Genomic DNA, 24,059 nt, shown 5'->3' on the forward strand with positions numbered 1-24,059 from the left:
TAATTGAATTTAAAACACAAAACGATGACTAAAAACAGTGTAACATTTAAACAAAATCTTTTTCAATAAAAGCTAAATCTATTAACTTAAATTATTTTGAAAACAGATATCGACATTCAGAACCATGATCATTTTTCTTTTGATCTTTGGCTTACTCTCATCAAATCTCATCCCGAATTCAAAGCAAAAAGAGTTGAGCTTTTTTCTTCATTTTTTGACGTGAAAAAACCGATAGATGAAGTTGCGAAAACGGTAAAATATTATGATGATCTTTGTAATTCGATTAATGAAGTAATTGGCGGTAACGTTGATACTTTTGAGATTTATTTATTGATCTTAGCTTCGTTGAACGTTGATTTAAAACAAATAAACAAAGAAATTTTAAAGGAATTTTATCAGAAAAGTGAAGACTTATTCTTAGAATATAAACCTGTTGTGATTTTTGAAAATATTCATCAGTTTTTTGATGAAATTAAAAATCAGGGAAAAACAATTAATATTCTCAGCAACACAGGTTTCATCAAAGGAATCACGATGCGCAAATTTCTGATGAATGAAAATCTTGATCAGTATATTGATTTCCATATTTATTCGGATGAAATCAACTGCTCAAAACCCAATCCGATGATCTTTCAGGAAGTAAGAAACTTGGTGAAAAACAAGGATTTGGAATTGGAAAAGATTTTGCATATCGGTGATAATCCGATTGCCGACTACAAAGGCGCAAAAGATTTCGGATTCAGTGCACACCTACTCAAACACAAAATATAATTATGAACAAACGTTATAGTTTACATAAAATAGATTCTGCAGATCAGTTTACTTTCTCGCCTGCAGAATACAGCTATTTCAAATATGGCGATAAGTTTTATGCAGAAAAGTTTGCAAAAGAACTTTTTGATGGTTTCATTGCGAATCATCATGAAATATTAGAGACAGACAAAGAAATTGTGGTGTTGCCAAGTCCGTACATGGCAATCCCGACCGCTTCCAATTTCCTGTGTTTTTATTTCAAAAAACATCTCGATTTCTATCTTTTTCAGAAAGGAAAAAAATCGAGCATTATTTCAAAAATCAACAGAAATCACACGTACACGACGGATTACGGAACTTTAAGTTTTGAAGATCGTAAAAGTCTGATTGCTAATGATACCTATTATCTGGATAAAGATTTTTTAAGAGGTAAACTCTGCATTTTTATCGATGATATTAAAATCACGGGAAGTCATGAATATACGGTGAATAAAATCCTTAATCAATACTCGGTGAATGCTGATTTTCTTTTCATGTATTATGCCGAACTGATTAATCTGGAAATCGACCCGAAAATTGAAAATTTCTTCAATTATTATACGGTGAAAAATGTTCAGGATGTGGTGGATGTGATGTCTAAAGAAAGTTTTCAGTTCAATACGAGAATTGTAAAGTATATTTTAGGCTTAAATTCCGAAAATTTTGAGTATCTTACCTCAAATGTAAAAAAACAACATACTGATGATCTGGTAGAGCTTGCAATAAGCAACAATTATCATTTAATAAAAGAATACGAAAATAACATAAACACTTTAACACAAACAGAAATCTATTATGGCAATTAATTTACAGAAAGGACAGAGAGAAAATATAAACGCACCAAAATTTACGATTGGTTTAGGATGGGATGTCAACAATACTTCTACAGGTGGGGCTTTCGACCTTGATGCATCACTTTTTTTATTGGGTGACAACAAAAGACTGGTTTCAGACAACCACTTTATTTTTTACAATAATTTAGAGTCTCCGGATAAAGCCGTGATTCACTCTGGTGATAACCTTACAGGTGACGGTGACGGTGACGACGAGCAAATAAAAATTGATTTAACTAAAATCGATGCAGCTGTAAAAGAAATTTCTGTGGTGGTAACGATTCACGATGCAGATACAAGAAGACAGAATTTCGGACAGGTAAGAAATTCTTTCATCCGAATTTTTAATACAGATACCAACGAAGAAATTTTGAAATATGAATTGGATGAAGATTTCTCTATCGAAACTGCCGTAGAATTCGGAAGAGTCTACAACAGAAACGGAGAATGGAAATTTGAAGCTGTAGGAAGCGGGCAAAGAGAAGGTCTTGAGAAATTTGTATCAATGTATCAATAATTAATGTTATGGATAATCAGCAGAATAACCCAAACGATCCGTTAGGATCAATTGAGCCTTTAAAAAGTTTTGATCCAACGCCTTCAACAAATCAGTCGCTACAGCCTGATCCTGCAGCTCCCGCAGTTTTGATCGACCGTGATGGAAATGTAAACTTAAATCAGATGCAGGAACAGGATCGTGCAAAGTACGAACTTGTTGCCAATTCTATTGACGAAACAAATCCGGGATCGATTGTAAATTTCGGGTCAGAATTACAAAAAACGCTTGCCAACCAAAGTGATAGCTTTTTAGGAAATGTAAGACGTTCGAATTCTGGAGAAGTAGGAGAATTAATTAATAACTTGTTGATTGAATTAAATTACGTTGACGTAGATGAAATCAACAACGGCGGAGTAAAAGGTTTTTTAAGCAAAATTCCATTTATGAAAAAAATGCTGACTCAGGTTGATAATCTTTTTGCTAAATATGATAAAATTACAAGCAATATCGATCAGATTTCGCATAAAGTAAACGCAGGAATTATTACTTCAACGAAAGATAATGCGGTTTTACAGACGATTTTCGACAGCAATGTGAATTCAATTAAAGCCATTGAAGATTTAGTGATTGCCGGAAATTTAAGAATGGAAAAAGCTGCTTTGGAATTGGCTCAAATGGAAGCGAATGTTCAGAATTTTGCCGATTATCAGATTGCTGACAAAAGAGATTTTATCAACAGATTAGACAGAAGATTGGCAGATTTGAAGGTTGTACGTTTGATTATGATGCAGTCTCTTCCGCAAATCAGATTGGTACAGAATAACAACGTTTCGATTGCTGAAAAAGCGCAAACCATTTTAACAACGACTCTGCCGGTTTGGAAAAATCAGCTTTCTTTAGCAGTTGCAATGCACAGACAACAGCAGAATATCGAAATTCAGCAGAAAGTTTCGCAAACAACTGAAGATATTCTAAGAAAAAATGCGGAGCGTCTTGGTCAGAATTCAAGAAATGTAGCGAGAGCGAACGAACAGACTATCGTCTCAGCTGAAACGTTGAAAGAAACAACGGCTATGCTGATTAATACATTGAATGAAGTAAAACAGATTCAGAAACAGGGTACAGAAAGCAGAAGAAAACTGGATCAGGATCTTCAGACTCTGGAACACGAATTAAAAGCAAACATCAGAGGTTAATAAGAGGGTAAAAAGGTGAATGAGGAGGTTACAATCATAATGTCTCAAAGCAAAAGAAGATTAACAAGGCTTAAACTTCTGGCTAATTTCTTTGAAAATGTTGATATTATTGCGATTTATATCAAAACGGATATCATTCATAATTTATTTAATGAAAATCAGACATTAGATTACAACAAACTTGAACTTTTTCATCTGCAATACACCGACAGTCTGATTGAATTGTTAACCAAGATAAAAAAGAAAAAGGAAAACGATTCGCTGGCTGTTATCAACGAGATTAATATCAATAACCGATATATTGAGGCTTTCGAAGAAAAAAAGAACGACAGTTTTGAAACTGACAGAAAAATCTACAGCGGAATTTTTTCTGAACATCTGAAAAATCTTTACAAAGATCTTACAGAAGACAGAGCCATGCTGAACTGGAATGATGTGTTGTATTTTCATAAGAAATATGCTGCAGAATTTTACAGAACAGAGTTTGATGAAGAGAAACTGAAGCCTAATTCTGTTCCGTTTTACCAATATCAGGATTACTGTATTGAAAGAAAACTGTTGGGTAAACTCAATATTCAGAATTTTAAAGTTCGTTTTGTATGCGGTTATCGTGTGGAAAGAGATGAGTATGAGTTATTTAAAATCTTTCAGTCGGATGAGCATTTCGTTTTCAATGTAGAAGAAAAAAAGATGTACTTAATTGATGATGAAGATTTAGAATCGTTAAATACCAATGAAAATGAATCCAATCAGATTTCAATTATCAATCAGCTGAAAAGAAAGAACGAAGATTTGGAAGAAACGATGGAGTTTAAGAAAAAATCACTCTCTGAAGACGTTGAATTGGTACTGAAAGACTACCTCAGAAATCTCGAAAGCATTGATATTATGAGCAAAATATTTGATGTAAACGAAGAAACGAATATTCTTCGGGCAATGCTCAATTTGAATATAAATAATTAAAAAAGTAAAAAGTAAAAAGTAAAAAGTAAAAAGTAAAAAGTGTAAATAAATTCTAATTTATACTTCTGCTTTTATTTGCACAGCTATCATTTGCTGAGTGAAATCGAAGATTCGACGAAGTCAAACGCCTTTGCGAACTAAAAATATGCAGAACGAATGTAATAAAATCCCTGCGAACATTGCGTTAAAATAATTTACTTGAATTACTCGAACATAAAAACAAAATATAATAGTGGCTATTAACTTACAAAAAGGACAAAGAATAAACCTTACCAAAGAAAACGGAACGACACTTTCCCAAGCTTGTGTAGGAATAAACTGGGGTGCAATCGAAAAGAAAAGTTTCTTCGGTGGAACTTCAAAAGAAGCAGTAGACTTAGATGGAAGCTGCATTTTGTATGATTCAAACAAGAATGCAACAGAAGTAATCTATTTCGGGAATTTAAAATCTAGAAACGGATCTGTAAAACACAGTGGTGATGATTTAACAGGTGATGTAAACGGTGATGACGGATTGGATAATGAAGTAATCACAGTAGATTTTGCAAACTTAGATCCTGCAGTGGAGCACGTTGCGATGGTTTTGCACAGCTACAGAGGTCAGGATTTCGGAACGATTCCTTTTGCATCGATCAGAATTTATGAAGGAACTCCAACAAACGTAAGAGAAGTTTTCGCAAAATACGATATTGCAAACGATAAATCTTTCAGCGGTCATGTTTCAATGGTGATGGGAGTATTTTATAAGAGAAACGGTGAATGGAAATTCAACGCAATCGGAGATGCTACTTCAGATAAAAAATTAGAACAGACGGTTCAGACTGTCCAGCAAAAATATTTGTAAGAATATTAAAAATTTATCTGAAATTATATTATTTTAGACAAATCATAATTAGCAATAGCTGTATATTTCATAGCTATTGCTTTTATCATATAATAAACAAAATTAAAAGTGGAACAACATCAAAGTATTTTAGAACTGCATCCCGGGTTGGTCTGGGGATTTGCGATAACGGTTGTTATCATGTTACTTCTCGATTTAGGAGTTTTCAACAAAAAAAGTCATGAGGTTTCTTCCAAAGAGGCAACCATTTGGTCAATTGTTTGGATCTCGCTGTCAATGGTTTTTTCCGGAGTGGTTTACTGGGTTTTCAACACAGATGGATCTCCCCAAAGTCACGCTTTGGCTGTGGAAAAATTCACGCAGTATCAAGCGGCATATTGGATTGAGAAAGCACTCTCGGTAGATAATCTCTTCGTATTTATCCTCGTTTTCGGGTTCTTTAAAGTGCCTAAATTCTTACATCACAAAGTTTTATTCTGGGGAATTATAGGGGCACTTATTTTCAGAGCAATCTTTATTTTTGCTGGAGTTGAATTAATTGACTTAACATATTTGCCGGAGATGAATGTTTTTGGTCATGCAGTAAGAATCAATGTTGTAATGACACTTTTTGGGTTGTTTCTTATTTATGCGGGAATCAAATCTTGGGGTGACGGTGGCGACGATGACGATGAAGATTACAGCGATACAGCAGGTGCAAAACTGATCAAAAGCTTTTGGAAAGTTTCAGATAATTATGATGGTGACAAGTTTTTTACTGTTCAAAACGGAATCAAAATGGCAACACCACTTTTGGTCGTTGTAGCAGTAATCGAATTTACGGATGTACTTTTTGCAGTAGATTCTATTCCTGCGATTTTTGCAATCTCTAATGACCCTTTCATCCTTTATACTTCAAATATTTTTGCAATTTTAGGATTAAGATCATTGTATTTCTTGTTGGCCAACTTCATTCATATGTTTAGCAAGCTTCCATATGGTCTGGCAATTATTTTGGCGTTTATCGGGGTTAAGATGCTTATTGCTCCATGGTATCATATCACATCTCCGGTTTCATTAGGAATTGTGGGCGGAGTGTTGGTGCTTTCGGTACTTATTTCAATCATGTTCCCTGACAAGAAAGATGATGAAGAAAAAGAAAGATTAGAAGAAAATTAATAAACTGAAAGGCTTTACACATCGTAAAGCCTTTTTTATTTGGTTATTGTGAAATGCACCATTCACTTGCGAAGCAAAATTCACCATTAAAAATTCCAGCAACTAAAAACCACCAACCATCATTTATACTTCAACAGCTTATTAATCTTCTTCCTCGTCTGTAGTGAAACTTTATACGCTTCATCTCTCAGTTTCTGTATTTTCCCGACCGGCTGAAAAATTTCCGCACTTTCATACGGATTGAATGATAAAAGTTCATTCTCACATCCTTTTGGGTTGAGCAATGAGTTTTTTTTGATTTTAATTTCTCCTATTTTAATCGATGGCGAGTTTTTCCATTCTACATTGAGTTTGTTGATCGGCTGATCTTTTAAATCATAGCAAAACTGAATGAAAACATCTGCCACATAATCATTAGAAATGCAATAGTTTTCGACCGACTGCTTTAGTTTTGATCTTTTTCCGAAGTTTTTCTGAATATTTTTTGGGCATACTTTAATCTTAATCATTTTATCATCAAAACGATAAGCTCCAACTGAATGATAATCAAATGAAAGTATAAAGTTGTTCTTATTTAAAACAAACTTCCAGACATTTTTCAAAAATGAAGGATTCAAGGTTGACGGAATGATCTTATAAATCTGTTTTAAAATAGAAAACCAATTGCTCCATTTTTTCAGAAAAAACCGATTGACAGAAGTAAAAAGCTTTAAAAACACCGAAACAGAATCGATAGGAAACAAAGGAAAATTTACCAATGGGTAATTGGAAATCGTTCTTCCCGATTCATCTTTTATCTTGATCGAAAAACCATAAGCAGGAATATCTTTTCCACTTTTTTTAATTTTTAAATGAGCATTAGACAATCGTGCAATAATTTCGTACTTCTCGCTATCGAACACATGTTTCAAATCTTGTGGAATATCTTTGCTGATTATAAATTCACCTTTTAAGACAGCATAGGTTTTTGCATGAGCATTTCTGGTTGCATAATTGACATCACTGATTAAAGATGAGTGTTCTACAAAATCGGCAATGCTCTTTTTGGCTTCTTCAAGGAGTTGTTTTTCTTCATAGCTGAGTTTTTCAAAGTTCTTATTATATCGTAGTGGATTTGGCATATATTTTAAAAACTCAATGATAACGCCAAGTTTTTAATTCTACGTTACGAGAATATTAAACATTTTTTAATGTTTATTATGCTGTAAACAAAAGCGATAAAAAACGTTGGAGATTTGATGGAGTAAGTTGGCGTTTTGTATTGATTATCAGTTTTATATACGTGCGAATCAGACTTCTGACTTCCAGCTTCCATCATCCATCTATAAACCTTATCTTTGTAAAAAAAATTATGGGAGTAGCAGATATGTTATTTAAACGTAAAAAAGAATTGGCAGAAAAAAACCTGAAAGACGGTCAGGAATATATGGCTGAATATGGGAAAAGAGAAACCGTTGTACAGTTGCCGAGTGGATTACAATACGAAATCATCACAGAAGGCGAAGGAGCAAAACCAGGTCCGAAATCAACAGTGAAATGCCATTATCACGGAACTACAATTACCGGAAAAGTTTTCGACAGTTCTGTAAAGCGAGGAACTCCAGCTTCATTTCCTTTGAACAGAGTTATTAAAGGGTGGACGGAAGCATTGCAATTAATGCCCGTTGGAAGCAAATGGAAATTGATTATTCCTCCGCATTTGGCGTACGGAGATCAGCAGATAAGCAAAGAAATCGGGCCGAATTCTACACTGGTTTTTCAGGTGGAATTATTAGAAATCAAATAATTTAGCTTAAAAATAAATTAAAAAATCACCTGATTTCAGGTGATTTTTTTTATTTGTGCTATCTTAGTAATATGATGAAACTCGACTGAAATGAAAAAAATATACTGTTTATTTGCTGCTTTTATTCTGATGACTTCGTGTGTTTCAAAGAAAAATCAGACCATCAAACAAAATATTTTGACATTGAGAGACAGCTATTGTAAAGCACCTTTCAAGTATAATTATGAAGAAAAATTGCCTTCATACAATTCAGATTCTATTATTTCGGCTAATCAACAACTAAAAACTATTTTTTCTGATCAGAGTATTTTGGTTTTAAATGCTTTGGATAATTTGGATGAAGTGAATGAAATCATGAAGCTTAAAAAAGATTCTTCATTAACTTCTCAGGTTAAAGTTCTGCAATTGAAAATGAAAATAAACAGCAAAATTACCATTGCTCTGACAGAATTGGATGCAGTTGCAGCCGAATTTGATTGTGAAGGAGAACGTGTTGCACAAATCGGAAATTATGTAGATAATCTGAATGATTCCAGAAATAATAAGCTTATTTTATACTCTATCGCAGCCGGAGCTGTTGCTTCAATTGCAGGCGGAATTGTGAAAGATGATGCTTGGAGCAGTACAATTGATATTTCCGGTGGTGCTTTGGGAGCTGGTTTTGGTCTGGCAACTTTAAATCCTAAAGGTAAAAAAGTAGAATTTATTCATCAGAGAAATTTGTTGAGAGACATTTGGCATGAAAAGTTAGAATCTCCCAATTTCCCACCTTTTATTTGGTATATGTACAGTGAGAAAAGGTTTTCGAATAAAGAAAAACATTCCATTATTTCGAGTATGAAAGAAAGATGGCTGCATTATCAGTTTGACGATGATAAAAATGCGGCAGATCAATCGGTAATTTTCAAAGATGGCGGTTTATATAGAGCAGATGATCTTCATAATCGTGCGGCAATGCTGAATCAGATGCAATCGGCGACAAGAACTATTAACCAAACCATTAATTATCTGCTCTTAGATTTAGATAAATTGATTTTATAATTTTGAAGATCATTTTCTAAACTTCAAATTTAATGTTAAGGAATCTTTGTGATTTTATTTAAGTGGAACGCTTTTGTGTAACTTAAAAGCTGTTAGTGGTCAAAAAAACTTTGTGAACTTCGCGTTTGAAAATTTTAAACTAATAAATTTTTAAGCATATTGATTAATAGAGATTTGAATCTGTAATTTTGCTTTAATCTATTTTAAAGAATGTCGGAATTAAAAAAAATCAGAGAACAACAAAATCTGACTCAGGAAGAATTAGCTGAAAAATCAGGGATTTCTGCAAGAACAATTCAAAGAATTGAAGCTGGAACAGAACCGAAAGGTTATACGCTGAAAACTTTAGCCGCAACGCTTGGTATTTCTGAGAAAGATTTACTGATTCCGGAAATTATAATTGAAGAAGATGTCATTGAAGAAGAAATAATTTCCGCAGAAAATAAAGAAGCTTCCAACTTTACACTTACTAAAATTATCAATATCTCTTCGCTTCCTTTTTCGTGGCTTCCGATTGCTAATTTTTTGCCTCCAATCCTTATCATGTTATTTACAAAAGAAAGAAACCCGATCGTAAAACAAATTATTTCTCTTCAGATATTTCTGGCGGTAATCTGTCCGATTATTTTTATGACTGTTGTTTTTTTTAAACTAGGTAAAGCTTCAGTTCTTGTCACAATGATCGTTTTAACGCTCATCAATGTGTTTATTATCCTGAGAAATGCTTACGAAATAGATAATAAGAAATGTCTTTATTTTAAACTGAATTTCAATTTATTATAAATTTGAATTGCGATTGTCGGGTAATTGTCGGGTTCATTTTCTTACTTAAAATTAATTAATTCTGAATCTTTGCCAAAAATAATTCAATGACAAAAAAACTTAACATCAGTATTTTTATTCTCTTCTTTTTCTTCGGAAACGCAAGTGCGCAAATAAAGATAAATTCCCCATTATTTTTAGAATTGAAAAAGGAAGATAGCATCTTTTTCGAACGTGGATTCAATAATTGTGATATTGTTTTTTTAGAAAAGAAAATGGATGATAATTTGAAATTCTATCATGACAACGGAGGTTTTCAGGATAAAAAATTATTTCTTGAAAGAACAAAACAAAATATCTGCTCAAATCCTGCTCAAAAACCTATCCGAAAAGTTATTGAAAACAGTTTGGAAGTTTTTCCCTTGTATAATAATGGAGAATTGTATGGTGCAATTCAGACAGGAGAGCATCAGTTTTTTATCCGTGAAAAAAATAAAGAGGACGTTTTAGGAGGTCAGGCAAAATTTACAACGGTTTGGACGAAACAAAATAGCGATTGGGTCATGAGTGATATTCTCAGTTATGATCATGGTGAACCGGGTAAAAAACAGCTTATGGATAATTTCGAGCAATTACTGAAAGACAATCGTATCCCAACTTTAGGTTTAGGAATTATCGAAGATGGAAAACTGACGGAAATTAAAGTTTATGGAAAATTAAACGATAAAACTTCAGCCTCTTACAATAGTCTTTTTAATGTCGCTTCATTAACAAAACCAGTGACTGCAATAACAATTTTGCGATTGGTAAGTCTGGGCAAATGGAATCTGGATGAACCTCTTGATAAATATTTTGTTGATCCTGATATTGTAAAAGATCCGAGACATAAAAAGTTAACGACGAGGTCGATTTTGAGTCATCAGACAGGTTTTCCAAATTGGAGATCGATGAATAAAGATAACAAACTTTATTTCGATTTTGAACCGGGAACAAAATACCAATATTCCGGTGAGGGATTCGAATATTTAAGAAAAGCTGTTGAAAAAAAACTTCACAAAAGTATTGAAGAACTGGCAAAAGAACTTGTTTTTCGGCCTTTAGAAATGAAAGATACAAGTTACATTTGGAATGAAAAAAAGTTTTCCGAAAGAATGATTGTCGGTTATGACAAAAACGGAAAGCCCTATGATATTGTAAAAAATAAAACTTCAAATGCAGCCGATGATTTAATCACAACAGTAGAAGATTACGGGAAGTTTTTGACAGCTGTGATGAACAATGACCTATTGACTTCAAGTATTTTTGAACAAATGAAAACCGGGCAAGTAGAAACTAAAAAAAATAAATCTTTCGGTCTGGGCTTTGAAATTTACAATCTAGGAAACGGCGAAACAGCTTTGTGTCACGGTGGTTCTGATCAAGGAGTTAATACCATTTTTTTTCTTCTGCCAAAAACAAAGAAAGGGCTTTTAATCTTTACAAATGTTGAAAACGGTTATAAAATATACGAACCGATTGTTAATCATTACTTAGGAAATGCGGGTAAAAAGATTGTTGATATTGAAACAAGATAATTAAATGAAATTTAATTGTAATTAATTTTGTTACATTTAAAATATTTGTATATTTGCACTATAATTACAATGAACAATACAAGGTTTGCTACGGCAATACATATTATGACCTTATTGGCAGAAAGTCCGCAAGAGTGGCTCACTTCCGAATGGATGGCGGGAAGTATTAATATTAATCCGGTTATTGTTCGTAAAGAAATAGGAGTTTTAAAAGAAGCGGGCTTAATTATAAGCAGACAAGGGAAAGTAGGAGGATCTCAGTTATCCAAAAGTGCAGATTTAATAAGCATTTCTGATATTTACTTAGCCGTAAAGAATACTGAGGTTTTAGGGAAGAAAAATAATAATCCGAATCCTGTCTGCGCTGTTGGAAGAGAAATAAATACTCATCTTAATAATTTATTTTCGGAGACAGATCAATTGGTTTTACAGTTTTTAGGAAATAAATCGTTGAAAGAATTCAGCGAACAATTCAAATAAAATTTTTTTAACCATAATTGTAACAAAATTTATTACATTTTAGTTTAAATATAAAATAATATCAAATGAAACCGAAAGGTTCGTGAATTCCTTTAAAAATAAATAAAAAAGTATGAACAAAAAAGTAGCAGTAATCGGAGCAACAGGTTTCGTAGGAACGCAGGTCGTAAAAGAACTTTCAAACAGAGGTTATGAGGTTGAAGCTATTGTAAGAGATGCATCAAAAGTAAACGAAACTGAAAAAGTAAGAGCAAAAAGCATCGACGTAAATAATGTTGAAGATTTAGCAGAAGCTTTAAAAGGAAATGATGCCGTAATCAATACGTTCAACGCAGGATGGACGAATCCTAATCTTTACGATGACTTCCTGAACGGATCAATCAATATCGAAAAAGCAGTTGAAAAATCGGGGGTAAAAAGATTTATTACCGTTGGTGGAGCAGGAAGTTTGTTCATTGACGGAAATCAATTGGTTGACGGACCGGATTTTCCCGCAGACATCAAACCTGGAGCAATCGCAGCAAGAGATTATTTAAATAAAATCAAAGAAAATACCACATTAGACTGGACATTCTTCAGTCCCGCAATCGAAATGCATCAGGGAACAGCAGGAATAAGAACCGGAAAATACAGAACCGCTCTTGAGAATCCTGTTTTCAATGAAGAGGGTAGAAGTGTGCTTTCTGTAGAAGATGTTGCAGTCGTTTTGGTAGATGAATTGGAGCAAAACAATCACATTCGTGAAAGGTTCACTGCAGCTTATTAATTAAAAATTTTGCTTTAGAGTTTAAGAAAAGAGCCACAAAGTGGCGACTTTCTAAAGCATCGGGTAAAACCCGATGAATAAATAAGACAATCAGAAACAGTTTCGGCGGCACCTTTGGTGCCGCCGAAACTTATACTAACAATAAATAAAAATTATAAATTCATAAATAATTTAGGATTTACAGGGACATTGTTTTTATGCACTTCATAATGCAAATGCGGGCCTGTAGAACGTCCTGAATTTCCGGATTTAGCAATAACCTGCCCTACTTTCACTTTATCATTTGTTTTTGCTACCAGTTGCGAAAGATGCCCGTAAAGTGTTGCCAAACCATTTCCGTGGGATACAATTACGCAATTTCCGTAACCGCCTTTTTGCCCTGCGAAGATCACTTTTCCTGCTGCTGTAGCCACAACATCAGATCCGAAAGGAACAGCGATATCCAAACCTTTGTGAAACTGCATTTGGTCGGCTTCTGCAGGAGCATTGTTTTTTTCAGCCGGAACTTTAGAAGCAACGGTATTTTTTCCCGTTGAATTTGTCGGAGAAGAACTTGGCGCACTTGGCGTTTTCATAGTAACCATTACTTTGACTTCTCTTTTATTTCCGTAGCTGTCTGTCAATTCTACGATTTTTTCTACCGGTTCAGCTTTTACTTCGGGCTTTGGAGTTGTTGCTGCAACTTTTGAAGCTGATTCTGCAACAGGTTTCACCGATGCATATACTGTTTTGAAAGGGATCGGGTTTTTTCTGATTCCGAAATTCGACGAAATATAGCCTTCGGTTGGCATTCCTAAAGGAACCTGCATTAGTTTTTGCTGAAGATCCATCAGATATTGGCTGTATCTGTTTGATTGTTTTGCCAGATAAATTGAATTTGAGATACTGTCGTTATCAAGAACCATCAGTTTTTCGTTCTTAATATCTTTTGATTTCAGAAAAGAGTTTAGTTGGGAAACCGTTTGATCTACTAAGCTAAGATCGGTCTTCATTTTCAGATAATCAACGCTGTCTTTCTCTGTATTGATCTTTACCAAATTTACTTCATAATTTTTGTCGTCTTTCTCCGAAAACAATTTGGCAATGAAAATACTTTGTGCAAAAACGATAAATAAAAGTCCTCCAATAAGAACGGTTACTTTCTTTTTGCTTCCTAAAAATTTCTTCATTTTTCTTTCTCTTAGAATTAAAAAGGTTTTAAGGGTGCAAATTTAGTTAAAAATAAACTTTGGTCATTATTCTTAACAAAAATTTATAAATACTTGTAATAAACGGAGTTTTATATATTTAATTGTGTGCGAATGTTAAAATTTATAAAATAGGATATAATTCTGTGGCATAATTTCTGATATTTCCCGGTTTTAATATATTTGCAGTTCACATCTCAATTATGGCGAAAAAGAAAACCAACTCAGACTCCGCATCATCGAAAAAAACAAAAAATGACGTTGCAGTTGGCGTTGTAGGAAGCGGAAGTTTTGCAACAGCAATCGTAAAAATGCTTGTTGAAAACTGTAAAACTGTGCATTGGTGCGTAAGAAATGAATTTGTTAAAGGAGCGATTGAGCTTAGAGGTCACAACCCTACTTATCTTACGGCGGTTAATTTTAACCTTAAAAATTTAAAGCTTACAACCGATGTCAATGAACTTGTTTCGGCTTGTGATGTTGTAGTTTTGGCGACACCATCGATTTATCTGTCAGATACTTTGGATAAGATGAATTGCGAATACAAGGATAAAATCTTCGTTTCCGCAATCAAAGGAATTATTCCGAAAGTGAATGATGTGGTTGCACATTATCTGAAAGAAGAATTCCAGATCGGCTTCAGAAATCAGGCAGTTATTGCAGGACCTTGTCACGCAGAAGAGGTTGCCATGGAAAGACTTTCTTATCTTACGGTAGCTACGGTAGAAGACGAAACTTCACAAAAATTGGTTGATATTTTCAATTCAGATTTTATAAAAGTTCATTCGAGTAAAGATATTTTAGGAAATGAATACAGTGCGATTCTTAAGAATATTTTTGCCATCGGAGCCGGAATTGCAAGCGGTTTAGGCTACGGAGACAACTTTACGGCAGTTTTTGTTTCAAACGCAATCCGTGAAATGGAAATTTTCCTTGAAGCGATTTATGAAGCACCAAGAGATGTTAACGAAAGTGCTTATCTTGGCGATTTACTTGTTACGGCTTATTCATTATTCTCAAGAAACAGAAACTTAGGAAATCTTATCGGAAAAGGATATACGGTGAAATCTGCGATACAATCAATGAACATGGTTGCTGAAGGATATTATGCTGCAGATTCTATTTATAAAACTTCAAAGGATAAGGGTCTTAAACTTCCAATTATTGATACAATCTACGGGATTTTATATGAAGGCAAAAATGCAGAAAAACAGTTTAAAAAATTGACAACAAAGCTGAATTAAAATCTTAAATTTAAAAAATATACAAACATCAGTACATCATACTGGTGTTTTTTTTATGACTACAATTAAATTTTCATTGATTTTTTCTAAAAATAAATCATGGTAAAAATCATCGTTTATAGGGTTTAATCTAAAAACTTTTCCCGAAATTCGTAGTAAATTTCACAGAATGCCACATAGAATTACGAACATAACTCCGAAGCCTAAGTACGATGTTGTGCTTATCGGAGGCGGAATTATGAGTGCCACTTTAGCCACTTTACTTCATGAATTTGATCCTAATTTAGAGATCGCCATTTTCGAAAGACTCGGAAGGTTTGCCAAAGAAAGCACCGCTGCCTGGAATAATGCAGGAACAGGTCACTCCGCGTTTTGTGAGCTTAACTATACTCCGGAAAATGAAGACGGAACAATCGATATTTCAAAAGCCGAAAAAATTGCTGAACAGTTTGAGGTTTCAAAACAGTTCTGGTCTTATCTGATTAATAAAAATTATATTGAAAAACCGCAGGAATTTATCAATTCTTGTGCACACATGAGTCTGGTTTTTGGTGAAAAAGATGCAGAATATCTTCGTAAAAGACACGAAGCTATGAAAGATTCACCCTTGTTTTCAGATATGGAATTTTCTACCGATCATGACAAACTCAGAGAATGGATTCCTCTGGTCATGAGCAAAAGAAATCAATCTGAAGTTTTGGCAGCTACCAAAATGGATTTAGGAACTGATGTGAATTTCGGAAGCCTAACAAGAAAAATGGGGCGTCATCTTCTCGAAGATTCTCATGTGGAAGTTTTTCTTTATCACGAAGTAAAAGATGTCGATCCGCGAGAAGACGGGAAATGGGAAATGAAAGTGAAAGACCGTATCAACAGACATAAACAGGAAGTTGTTGCTGATTTTGTTTTCATCGGAGCAGGAGGATATGCATTGCCGTTACTCGACAGTTCAGATATTAAAGAAAGCGAAGGTTACGGTGGTTTTCCGGTTTCTGGGCAATGGCTCGTCACGCATAATCCGGAATTGGTAGAAAAGCATCAGGCAAAAGTTTATACTCAGGCTACTGTTGATGCACCGCCCATGTCTGTTCCGCACTTGGATTTAAGGATTATTGATGGTAAAAAAGCTTTGCTTTTTGGTCCGTTTGCGGGATTTTCTACTAAATTTTTAAAAGAAGGAAGCTATCTTGATTTACCGGAAAGTGTTAATACTAAAAATCTCCGTTCGTTATTCGGGGCTTGGTGGCACAATATTCCTCTTACAAAATATTTGGTGCAGCAGGTAGCAATGACCAAAGCCCAGAGAATACAGCATTTAAGAGAATTTGTAAAAGATGCTAAAGAAGAAGACTGGGAACTGAAAGTTGCCGGACAACGCGTGCAGATCATCAAAAAAGATGATCGATATGGCGGAAAGCTGGAATTTGGAACTGAGGTTGTTGTCAATGATAAAGGAACCATTGCTTCTCTTTTAGGCGCTTCTCCAGGAGCTTCAACGGCGGTATATGCAATGCTGAATGTTTTGGAAAAATGCTTCCCTGAAAAACTTCATGGCGAATGGAAAGATAAATTATTAGAAATGATCCCGTCATACGGACAAAAACTATCCGAAAATCCGGAACTGACAAAGCAAGTCAGAGCATACAGCAAGGAGAAATTAGAATTAAAACATTAAAACATAGGTAATCAGTAATGAGCAATAAGTAATTTTGCAGTTCGTTATTGCTCATTTCCAATTACTCATTACTTATTATCAATAAATCATGGCAGAAGTTATTGTAAAACCAATTATTTCAAAAGAATTGCTGGAGTCTCTTCAGACAAAAATTGAAGAAGAGAAGCAGGTGATTGTGCACTGTTGTTTTCCTGCATCGCCATTTTTGGGAAATCTAATCAGGATTTGGAATACAACTGTTCTCATCGACCAGAATTCTTCCCACAAAAGTAAACTGATACACGCAGAAAATATCAGTATTTTCCCAAACTGGACGCCCGTTCCGTTTATGAAAGATTTTTGGTTTACTTTGGTTTTTTCCGGATTGCCAAAAGATTGTACAAGTTTTGATTTTAAAGAAGAAATTCCCGAAGAGGGAGGTTTTTTTGTGAAGTCAATTAAGCGAAATTCATCAGATATTTACAGGATAAAAATTTCTGAATAGATTTAAATTAAAACTAAAATGAAGAAAATCATATTCGTTCTTTTTGCTGTTTTTCCGTTATTAATGTTTTCTCAGAATAAGAAAAACACTGATTCATCAAAAAATAATTCAAAAGAAATTAAAGAAATCAAAAAATTCCAAGATGATTTAAATAAAGAATATCTCGACAAAAAAGAAACACCTTTGCGTGGAGATAATTATACCAATTTCAAGCAACATCCGTTTTTTCCAATCGATCTGAAATACCGTGTTACTGCAAAATTTGTAAAGAATGAAAAACCTGAACCCTTTGATTTACCAACTTCTTCAGGAAAATCAAAATCGTATCAAGAATATGGAAAAGCCACATTTTCATTAGACGGAAAGTCTTACACTTTAACGGTTTATCAAAGTTTAGATTTAATGAAAATGGAAAAATATAAAGACCATCTTTTTCTGCCTTTTCGTGATGAAACCAATCAGAAAGAAACGTACGGCGGCGGAAAATATATGGATTTGAAAATCCCGGAAGGAGGAAATACAATCGTGCTCGATTTTAATCAGTCGTATCAACCTTTCTGTGCTTATAATGCTTATGATTACAATTGCCCGATTGTCCCTGAGGAAAACAAACTCTCTGTAGAAATTAGGGCAGGAGTGATGTACAACGATATTTATCATCATTAATTATGGTTGAGTTAAAGTTTTTTGCACCAAAAGATCATTCTGAGCTTGATTATAAGCTTGATGAAATTCAGTCGCAGTTTTCTGCATTGCCAAAGCAGGCTTTAGAAAAAAAATTGAATCCAGAAACCAGAATGAAGATTTTTTCGCTTATCCTGTTACTATTTTTTATGATGAAAAAATTGCAGGTTTTTGTGTCTTAGATTTCGGAGATGATAAATTTGAAATGACTGATAATCCTGATTCGGTTTTGCTTCGTGCATTATCAGTAAACCCCGAATTTCAGGGCAAAGGAATTGGTCAGTCGATGATGGCAATACTCGACGATTTTATAAAAGAACATGACAAAGATTGTAATGAAATCGTTTTGTCGGTTAATGAAACGAATAATTTAGCCTTTCAAATTTACCTGAAAACAGGATATGTATTTAATGGTAAAAGAATCAACGGAAGAAGCGGACCACAACTGGTGATGTCTAAAGTTTTAGATTAAATTAAAAACCAAACAAAGAGTTTGGCGTGATACTTTCAATTGGTTTTAAACATCATTAAAATCACATTATGGAAGTTTCATTAAGAAATCAGGTTGCTGTCATTACCGGAGCATCCAGCGGAATCGGAACCGGAATCGCAAAATCGATTGCTTCAGCCGAAGCAGTGGTAATTATCAATCATTCATCTGAAAAATCTAAAGATGAAGCCCAAAAAGTTTTAGACGAAATTCAGGAAACCGGCGGAGAAGGAATGATCTATCAGTGTGATGTTTCTAAAGAAGATGAGGTGGTGAAAATGTTTTCTGATGTCATATCAACCTATGGAACTGTTGATATTTTAATTAATAATGCAGGAATTCAAAAAGATGCAAAGTTTATCGATATGACGCTTGAAGAATGGGATACCGTAATGGGAGTAAATCTTCGTGGGCAGTTTCTTTGTTCAAGAGAAGCTATCAAAGAATTTCTAAGACGAGGAATCGATAAAACCCGTTCAGTTGCCTGCGGAAAAATTATTCATATCAGTTCGGTTCACGAAATTATTCCTTGGGCAGGTCATGCCAATTATGCGGCAAGTAAGGGTGCGATAAAAATGCTGATGCAGACTTTGGCTCAGGAACATGGTGCGGATAAGATTCGTGTAAATTCTATTTGCCCCGGAGCAATTCAGACTCCGATTAATAAAGAAGCCTGGGAAACTCCCGAAGCGATGAATGATTTATTAAAATTAATTCCATACAACAGAATCGGTCAGCCTGAAGATGTGGGAAATCTAGCTGCTTTTTTGGTGAGCGATCTGGCAGATTATATTTCGGGAACAAGTATTTTCATTGATGGTGGGATGACAAGCCTTGAAAGCTTCTCAAACGGCGGATAATTTATTCAAAAATCTGCTGAATAATCTCAAGTGAATTGGGTGTTTTGAAATCGGTAATATGGTAATGGTAATATACCAGAATACTGTCTAAAAAGTTTTTCCTCAGAGCTTGTGGAATTTTAATCTCATAAGGATTTTGTGCGGATAAAATTAGCTTCCAAAGCAACGAGCTTTCACTGTCGAAAAAATGATGAGTCCCGATAGGTGAAAAAGTTCCGGTTTCGGGATCAAGGTAATTCTCGTTTCCTAAAAGCGGTGCAACACCCTGAATTTTTAAAATTTTAATTAAAAAAATCAAATGTGAACGATAGTTTTGCTGACCAAGCTGATGAATAAATTCGTCAACTGCACTAAAAAGCAATGGATTTTTATGCTCATTTCTTAAAATCTGATTCAGAAAATCGGCTATAAAAAAAATGACAGTATTGGCTTTAATATCAGTATAGATATCACTTACTTCGGTCATTTCAAATTTTGAAACAGTCTGAATACCTGTATTTCTTCCTGTATTAATGGAAAAATTAAGCTTATTCAATGGAAGTAAAAATGCTTTTTTCTTGTTTTTTTTGCTGTAAATTCCTTTTAGAAAATAAGTCTGAAAACCATCTTCTTCAGTGAAGCAATGGAGAACAGCATCGTTTTCTCCATATTTTATGAATGAAAGTAGAAATCCGTTCTGAGAAGTCATTAATTTACTACGGCTATTTTCGCTGTAGCTTTGTCTGAACCGTCTTCGTTGGTCATCAGAACAAAATAAATTCCGGAAGCCACTCTTTTTCCTTTTAGATTATTAAGATTCCATTCATAATATCCTGTTCTTGCTACTGCAGAATGTACCAGATTTCCGGCAGCATCAGTAATTCTGATGTTTGTTTTCTCTGCTAAACCTTTGATTGTTACATTTCCTTTAAACTGGGAATAAACTACAGGGTTTGGATAAACCAAAACATTACCGAAATTTGAAGTGACATCTGCAACATTTCCCTGATACGTTACAATTCCGTCAAAAGTAACAAAATAAACTTTTCCTGTTTTTTTGTCAACCTTAATATCTGTTACGGTATTGGTAGGGAGTGGAGAATTGTCTTTGGTAAAATGCATGATGGTCTGTTCTCCTGAAGCCGATAAATAATAAACGCCACCATCTTCTACAGATACCCACTTTTGGTTCCCGCCGTCAACCTCTACCTGTAAAATTGTTGAATCTCTGAAAAGCTCTTCAGCAAGTCCGTTTTGTTCGATAACAATAGCTTCCAGTTGCGGATCATTTTTCGCTTCTGAAACTGCATTCGGAAGAATTCTTAACCCTAATTCCGTTCCGATCCACGCATCGCCGGATTTATCCATCGCAAAAGAAACTGTGTTTGCAGGAATATTATTGGTTTGGTCTAAATAATATTGAGTATCATCTGAGAACGTTGCTGTTTTTTTGGTGTCATAAACCAAGAAATTGGCTGACCTTGGAATGGGAATCCACAATAGATCATTGTTGAATACAGGGTATTGAATCCCTGCACTCGTGTTCAGGTCTTTTACTAAAAAGTCGTCTGTCGCTCGGTCATAAAAAGCTAAACCTGATCCCGGACCGGAAAACGCCAGTGTAGAAAATATATTATTCTGATCATCTGCTGTAAAACCAACAGGTCTTCGACCGTATCCGCTGTCTGAACCCATTGTATAGCGTTTTACAAATTCAAAATCTTTGGAAGATGAATTGTATTTCATTTTATAAACGCCATAGCTTGGATTAAATGTATAGTTCGAAAAGAACACATCTCCGGGATTCGCAGGATCTGCAAAAGCATCAACCACATTAAAAGGTCCCGTATTATTTATAAAATAGGATGAATATACCCACTCTGTTCCTGTGTAATAATAAAAACCGGGATTTCTTGGGTTGTCTTGTGGCTCATTGTAACCATTCGCTCTGATTCCCGTGGAAACCAAAAGCTGATTATCATTAAATAATCTTATTTTGTAAGCATAATTAAAGTATGGTCCATCTGGTTTATATACGATGTTATCTTCAGTTTTAACACCCGATAAAACTGTTCCCGCAAATATTTTTGAACCAATTGTAGTAGCAGTATTACAGTCTTCACCGACGGTTGTATTTCCCGTAGGAGCTCCGTTGGTATTGTAGGTATAAATTCTTGCTCCGTCAGTTACAATAATATTGTTTGCCGTTAAAACAACATCTTTTACGCCCCCGAAATTTTGAACGATGGGTGTTGCAGTTCCGTTATTGTAAACGTAAGTTGTATTTGCAGATGAGAATGCTAAAGCAGACTCCGAATCGATATCTATGAAATTTCCCGGCATTTCTGTTGTCCACGTGGAGAAAACAGGAAATGTTGTGTTTAATTCATGCGTTTTTAGCCCTGTATTGGTCACAGAAAAAACTTTATTTCCGAATATGGTTGCTTCGTTACTTGCTTCAAAAACGCCTCCGGTTATAAAGAATGCAGAATCGTTGAATTCTTTCTTTTTGAGATCAAAAATAGAAACTCCGTATCCGACAGAAATTACAGCTCTGTCGCCGGTTATTGAAATATGATTGATTTTTTTGCTCGCATTATATCCTGTCGCAATCGGAATATCTACAACATACGTTACACCTTGTGGAGTAATAACATCTAAAGATCCGTTTTGATAACCCACTAGACCTATTTTGGTTTCCGGATTATAATCGAATGCCGAAATTTTCACATCGTGAAGGCCGTTTGCTTTAGAAAGCTTAGTGATTTCTCCTGTGGAAATCGTATAATAAAAAATCCCGTTTTCTGTGGCGGCAACGATTTTTCCGTTATCTTCCTTTATCGACAGAACATTATTGTAAGAGAACATGTCTGCCCATTTTTTTGAAGAAATATTCTGCGCTTTTACAAACTGTAATGCTGCGAAAATACCAAAAGAAAGTAGTGAGATTTTTTTCATATACTATGCTATTATACTGCTGTCTATTGCCTGATTGTTCCAGGAAATTTGTTTTACGTTTTTATTTTGATCAAAAAAGAAATCGAGCCTGCCTAGAAGAAGTCCGGCCCAACCAACCTGGTTGACCAAAACCTTTTTGCCTTGTCTGTTGGTGAAGGTTTCAGGTTCAGGAAAGAAAGTATGGGTATGACCGCCTAAAATTAAGTCAATATTTTCTGTTTGTGCGGCTAAAATTTTGTCACAAAGTTTTTCGGGCTCTCCTTTGTAAGCATATCCGATATGTGAAAGGCAGATTACCAAATCACATTTCTGCTCATTTTTCAAAAAATTTGAATAATGCTGCGCAACATCAATAGGATTATTCCAGATGGTTTCGCCATACTGTTTTTTTCCAACAAGACCTTCGAGCTGAATTCCCACTCCGAAAATTCCTACTTTGATTCCGTTTTTGTTGAAAATTTTATACGGTGAAGTTTTTCCGTCTAAAATGGTATTTTTAAAGTCGTAATTCGAACAGATAAATGGAAATTTAGCATTAGGCAAAACCTTTAGAAATCCATCTAAACCATTGTCGAAGTCATGATTTCCCATGGTGGAAGCATCATATTTCATCATCGACATCAGTTTAAATTCAAGTTCGCCTCCGAAAAAATTAAAGTAAGGCGTTCCCTGAAAAATATCTCCCGAATCCAGCAATAAAACATTGCTTTCCTCATTTCTGATTTTCTGAATTAAAGTTGCTCTTCTCGCAAAACCACCCTGATTAGGATTTTTTGTATAGCTTGAGTCGAAAGGTTCGATTCTGCTGTGCTGGTCGTTAGTATGAAGAATCGTCAGTTTTTTGGCTTCTTTGAATGGATTTAAATCTAAACTTTCCGCCATCATCAAATTGGGAGCTAAAGACATTGCTAAAGTTCCGCCACCTACTGTTTTTAAAAAACGCTTTCTATCCATTATTTCTTCCCAATAAAATTTAAACGAACCTCTTCTTTCGGATTGATCTGCTGATTTTTTTTAAAGTAGTCAATAAATAAATCTCTCAGCTTAATTCCTGTCGGAATTGATTCCCCTTTGCTGAAAAACTTCATATTATCACCCCCTAAAGCTAAATAATCAGAGGTTGCCACATAATAATCCTGATTCGGATTTACCGGCTTTCCATTGATTAAAGTTTTAGCAACCTGCTTGTTTTGAGTTTCAATATATAAATGAGAAACCGGATTATTGGTTTCATTTTGAGCATAATAATCAAAAAGTCCCTGCAAATCTGAACCTTTGAATTTTACAATAATCACTTCATTTTCGAAAGGCATTACTTCAAAAACATTTTTCAGCATGATATCGCCTTTCCCAATTGTCGTTCTAATTCCTCCGATATTGATCAGAGCAGCATCTACATTTTTGTTCAGATTGGCTTTCGCCCAAACATCAGCTCCATCAAATGTAAAATCGGCTAAAAGATTTCCCAAATTACTGTTATCACCCTCTTTTGTAAGATCAACTGCTGTGTAAGAGATTTTCTGATTCATCTCTTTATTGAGTTCTTCAGTATAAGGCGCGATAAATTTGGCAAATTCCTCGTCATTCTTCAGCTCATTATTAATGGAAATGTTTTTCTGAGTTTCAATATTGGCTACCTGTAACGAAGTCGTTTTGCAGGCAGTAAGCGAAACCAAAGCAATTCCTAGTAATAAGAATTTATTTTGCATAATATCTTTTAGTATATGCAAATATAATTATATGTATAATAAAACATCAGTAATTATTCTAAATTCTTATCTTAAATTATTAAATTTGGGGAAAA

The 24,059-nt window shown here is 34.5% G+C and carries 26 protein-coding genes; 20 read left to right on the plus strand and 6 right to left on the minus strand.

Annotation, left to right across the window (positions count from 1 at the left end; all coding sequences use genetic code 11):
- The first annotated feature begins 96 nt into the window (after positions 1 to 96).
- From BA768_RS01745 to BA768_RS01775, 7 genes are all read left to right on the plus strand, one after another.
- Positions 97 to 771 carry an HAD family hydrolase gene (locus BA768_RS01745; protein ID WP_065719465.1) on the plus strand — a complete coding sequence of 225 codons (675 nt, stop codon included), beginning with the start codon at positions 97 to 99 and terminating at the stop codon, positions 769 to 771.
- 2 nt (positions 772 to 773) lie between these two features.
- Entirely contained in the window at positions 774 to 1,598 is an 825-nt protein-coding gene (locus BA768_RS01750) for a phosphoribosyltransferase family protein (protein ID WP_065719466.1), read from the plus strand.
- Entirely contained in the window at positions 1,588 to 2,142 is a 555-nt protein-coding gene (locus tag BA768_RS01755) for a TerD family protein (protein WP_034673963.1), read from the plus strand. The genes BA768_RS01750 and BA768_RS01755 overlap by 11 nt, the downstream gene beginning before the upstream one ends.
- Before the next feature lie 8 nt (positions 2,143 to 2,150).
- A complete protein-coding gene (locus BA768_RS01760) occupies positions 2,151 to 3,320 on the plus strand; it encodes a toxic anion resistance protein (RefSeq protein WP_081874526.1) in 1,170 nt (389 codons plus the stop codon).
- A 39-nt stretch (positions 3,321 to 3,359) separates the two neighbouring features.
- Positions 3,360 to 4,283 carry a hypothetical protein gene (locus tag BA768_RS01765; protein WP_034673965.1) on the plus strand — a complete coding sequence of 308 codons (924 nt, stop codon included), beginning with the start codon at positions 3,360 to 3,362 and terminating at the stop codon, positions 4,281 to 4,283.
- Positions 4,284 to 4,515: 232 nt separating this feature from the next.
- Complete coding sequence (locus tag BA768_RS01770; protein ID WP_065719467.1) at positions 4,516 to 5,127, plus strand: TerD family protein; 612 nt, start codon at positions 4,516 to 4,518, stop codon at positions 5,125 to 5,127.
- A 108-nt stretch (positions 5,128 to 5,235) separates the two neighbouring features.
- On the plus strand, positions 5,236 to 6,285 hold the full coding sequence (locus BA768_RS01775) for a TerC/Alx family metal homeostasis membrane protein (RefSeq protein ID WP_065719468.1): 1,050 nt from the start codon (positions 5,236 to 5,238) through the stop codon (positions 6,283 to 6,285).
- A 119-nt stretch (positions 6,286 to 6,404) separates the two neighbouring features.
- Here BA768_RS01775 and BA768_RS01780 read toward each other — a convergent pair whose 3' ends face one another.
- Positions 6,405 to 7,406 (minus strand): catalase, encoded by a 1,002-nt coding sequence (locus BA768_RS01780; protein WP_065719469.1) that lies wholly within the window; start codon positions 7,404 to 7,406, stop codon positions 6,405 to 6,407.
- 230 nt (positions 7,407 to 7,636) lie between these two features.
- On the opposite strand from BA768_RS01780, the gene BA768_RS01785 reads away from it, so the two are divergent.
- The 6 genes from BA768_RS01785 (at position 7,637) to BA768_RS01810 (ending at position 12,694) form a co-directional block, all read left to right on the plus strand.
- On the plus strand, positions 7,637 to 8,071 hold the full coding sequence (locus BA768_RS01785; protein ID WP_074958698.1) for an FKBP-type peptidyl-prolyl cis-trans isomerase: 435 nt from the start codon (positions 7,637 to 7,639) through the stop codon (positions 8,069 to 8,071).
- A gap of 90 nt (positions 8,072 to 8,161) precedes the next feature.
- Entirely contained in the window at positions 8,162 to 9,112 is a 951-nt protein-coding gene (locus BA768_RS01790) for a hypothetical protein (protein WP_065719471.1), read from the plus strand.
- Between the two features lie 210 nt (positions 9,113 to 9,322).
- Complete coding sequence (locus tag BA768_RS01795; protein WP_065719472.1) at positions 9,323 to 9,895, plus strand: helix-turn-helix domain-containing protein; 573 nt, start codon at positions 9,323 to 9,325, stop codon at positions 9,893 to 9,895.
- An 86-nt stretch (positions 9,896 to 9,981) separates the two neighbouring features.
- Positions 9,982 to 11,448 carry a serine hydrolase gene (locus BA768_RS01800; RefSeq protein WP_065719473.1) on the plus strand — a complete coding sequence of 489 codons (1,467 nt, stop codon included), beginning with the start codon at positions 9,982 to 9,984 and terminating at the stop codon, positions 11,446 to 11,448.
- A 69-nt stretch (positions 11,449 to 11,517) separates the two neighbouring features.
- Complete coding sequence (locus BA768_RS01805; protein WP_065719474.1) at positions 11,518 to 11,928, plus strand: Rrf2 family transcriptional regulator; 411 nt, start codon at positions 11,518 to 11,520, stop codon at positions 11,926 to 11,928.
- Positions 11,929 to 12,040: 112 nt separating this feature from the next.
- Positions 12,041 to 12,694 carry an NAD(P)-dependent oxidoreductase gene (locus tag BA768_RS01810; RefSeq protein WP_065719475.1) on the plus strand — a complete coding sequence of 218 codons (654 nt, stop codon included), beginning with the start codon at positions 12,041 to 12,043 and terminating at the stop codon, positions 12,692 to 12,694.
- 152 nt (positions 12,695 to 12,846) lie between these two features.
- Here the strand turns inward: BA768_RS01810 and BA768_RS01815 are convergent, their stop codons facing one another.
- A complete protein-coding gene (locus BA768_RS01815; protein WP_083206563.1) occupies positions 12,847 to 13,863 on the minus strand; it encodes a M23 family metallopeptidase in 1,017 nt (338 codons plus the stop codon).
- Between the two features lie 221 nt (positions 13,864 to 14,084).
- On the opposite strand from BA768_RS01815, the gene BA768_RS01820 reads away from it, so the two are divergent.
- The 7 genes from BA768_RS01820 (at position 14,085) to BA768_RS01845 (ending at position 19,318) form a co-directional block, all read left to right on the plus strand.
- Positions 14,085 to 15,125 carry an NAD(P)H-dependent glycerol-3-phosphate dehydrogenase gene (locus BA768_RS01820; protein ID WP_034673980.1) on the plus strand — a complete coding sequence of 347 codons (1,041 nt, stop codon included), beginning with the start codon at positions 14,085 to 14,087 and terminating at the stop codon, positions 15,123 to 15,125.
- A 169-nt stretch (positions 15,126 to 15,294) separates the two neighbouring features.
- On the plus strand, positions 15,295 to 16,800 hold the full coding sequence (mqo, locus tag BA768_RS01825) for a malate dehydrogenase (quinone) (protein WP_065719476.1): 1,506 nt from the start codon (positions 15,295 to 15,297) through the stop codon (positions 16,798 to 16,800).
- An 88-nt stretch (positions 16,801 to 16,888) separates the two neighbouring features.
- Entirely contained in the window at positions 16,889 to 17,284 is a 396-nt protein-coding gene (locus tag BA768_RS01830) for a hypothetical protein (RefSeq protein WP_034673983.1), read from the plus strand.
- Between the two features lie 18 nt (positions 17,285 to 17,302).
- A complete protein-coding gene (locus BA768_RS01835; protein ID WP_083206565.1) occupies positions 17,303 to 17,950 on the plus strand; it encodes a DUF1684 domain-containing protein in 648 nt (215 codons plus the stop codon).
- A gap of 2 nt (positions 17,951 to 17,952) precedes the next feature.
- Entirely contained in the window at positions 17,953 to 18,150 is a 198-nt protein-coding gene (locus tag BA768_RS21405) for a hypothetical protein (protein ID WP_228388261.1), read from the plus strand.
- Positions 18,129 to 18,440, plus strand: a complete 312-nt coding sequence (locus BA768_RS01840) for a GNAT family N-acetyltransferase (RefSeq protein WP_262484163.1) — start codon at positions 18,129 to 18,131, stop codon at positions 18,438 to 18,440. Before BA768_RS21405 ends, BA768_RS01840 begins: the two co-directional genes overlap by 22 nt.
- Positions 18,441 to 18,508: 68 nt before the next feature.
- The gene (locus tag BA768_RS01845; protein WP_065719478.1) at positions 18,509 to 19,318 is read left to right on the plus strand and encodes a glucose 1-dehydrogenase; all 810 of its coding nucleotides are present in this window, start codon (positions 18,509 to 18,511) and stop codon (positions 19,316 to 19,318) included.
- A 1-nt stretch (position 19,319) separates the two neighbouring features.
- Here BA768_RS01845 and recO read toward each other — a convergent pair whose 3' ends face one another.
- Genes recO through BA768_RS01865 form a run of 4 tightly spaced genes read right to left on the minus strand, consistent with a single transcriptional unit; the run spans position 19,320 to position 23,964 of the window.
- Positions 19,320 to 20,006 carry a DNA repair protein RecO gene (recO, locus tag BA768_RS01850; protein WP_065719479.1) on the minus strand — a complete coding sequence of 229 codons (687 nt, stop codon included), beginning with the start codon at positions 20,004 to 20,006 and terminating at the stop codon, positions 19,320 to 19,322.
- On the minus strand, positions 20,006 to 22,255 hold the full coding sequence (locus BA768_RS01855) for a T9SS type A sorting domain-containing protein (protein WP_065719480.1): 2,250 nt from the start codon (positions 22,253 to 22,255) through the stop codon (positions 20,006 to 20,008). Before BA768_RS01855 ends, recO begins: the two co-directional genes overlap by 1 nt.
- 3 nt (positions 22,256 to 22,258) lie before the next feature.
- Complete coding sequence (locus BA768_RS01860) at positions 22,259 to 23,209, minus strand: bifunctional metallophosphatase/5'-nucleotidase (RefSeq protein ID WP_065719481.1); 951 nt, start codon at positions 23,207 to 23,209, stop codon at positions 22,259 to 22,261.
- Entirely contained in the window at positions 23,209 to 23,964 is a 756-nt protein-coding gene (locus tag BA768_RS01865) for a 5'-nucleotidase C-terminal domain-containing protein (RefSeq protein ID WP_065719482.1), read from the minus strand. Before BA768_RS01865 ends, BA768_RS01860 begins: the two co-directional genes overlap by 1 nt.
- Positions 23,965 to 24,059 lie beyond the last annotated feature (95 nt).

Source organism: Chryseobacterium sp. CBo1 (assembly GCF_001693475.1).
In the GTDB taxonomy this organism is placed as follows: Bacteria; Bacteroidota; Bacteroidia; order Flavobacteriales; family Weeksellaceae; genus Chryseobacterium; species Chryseobacterium formosense.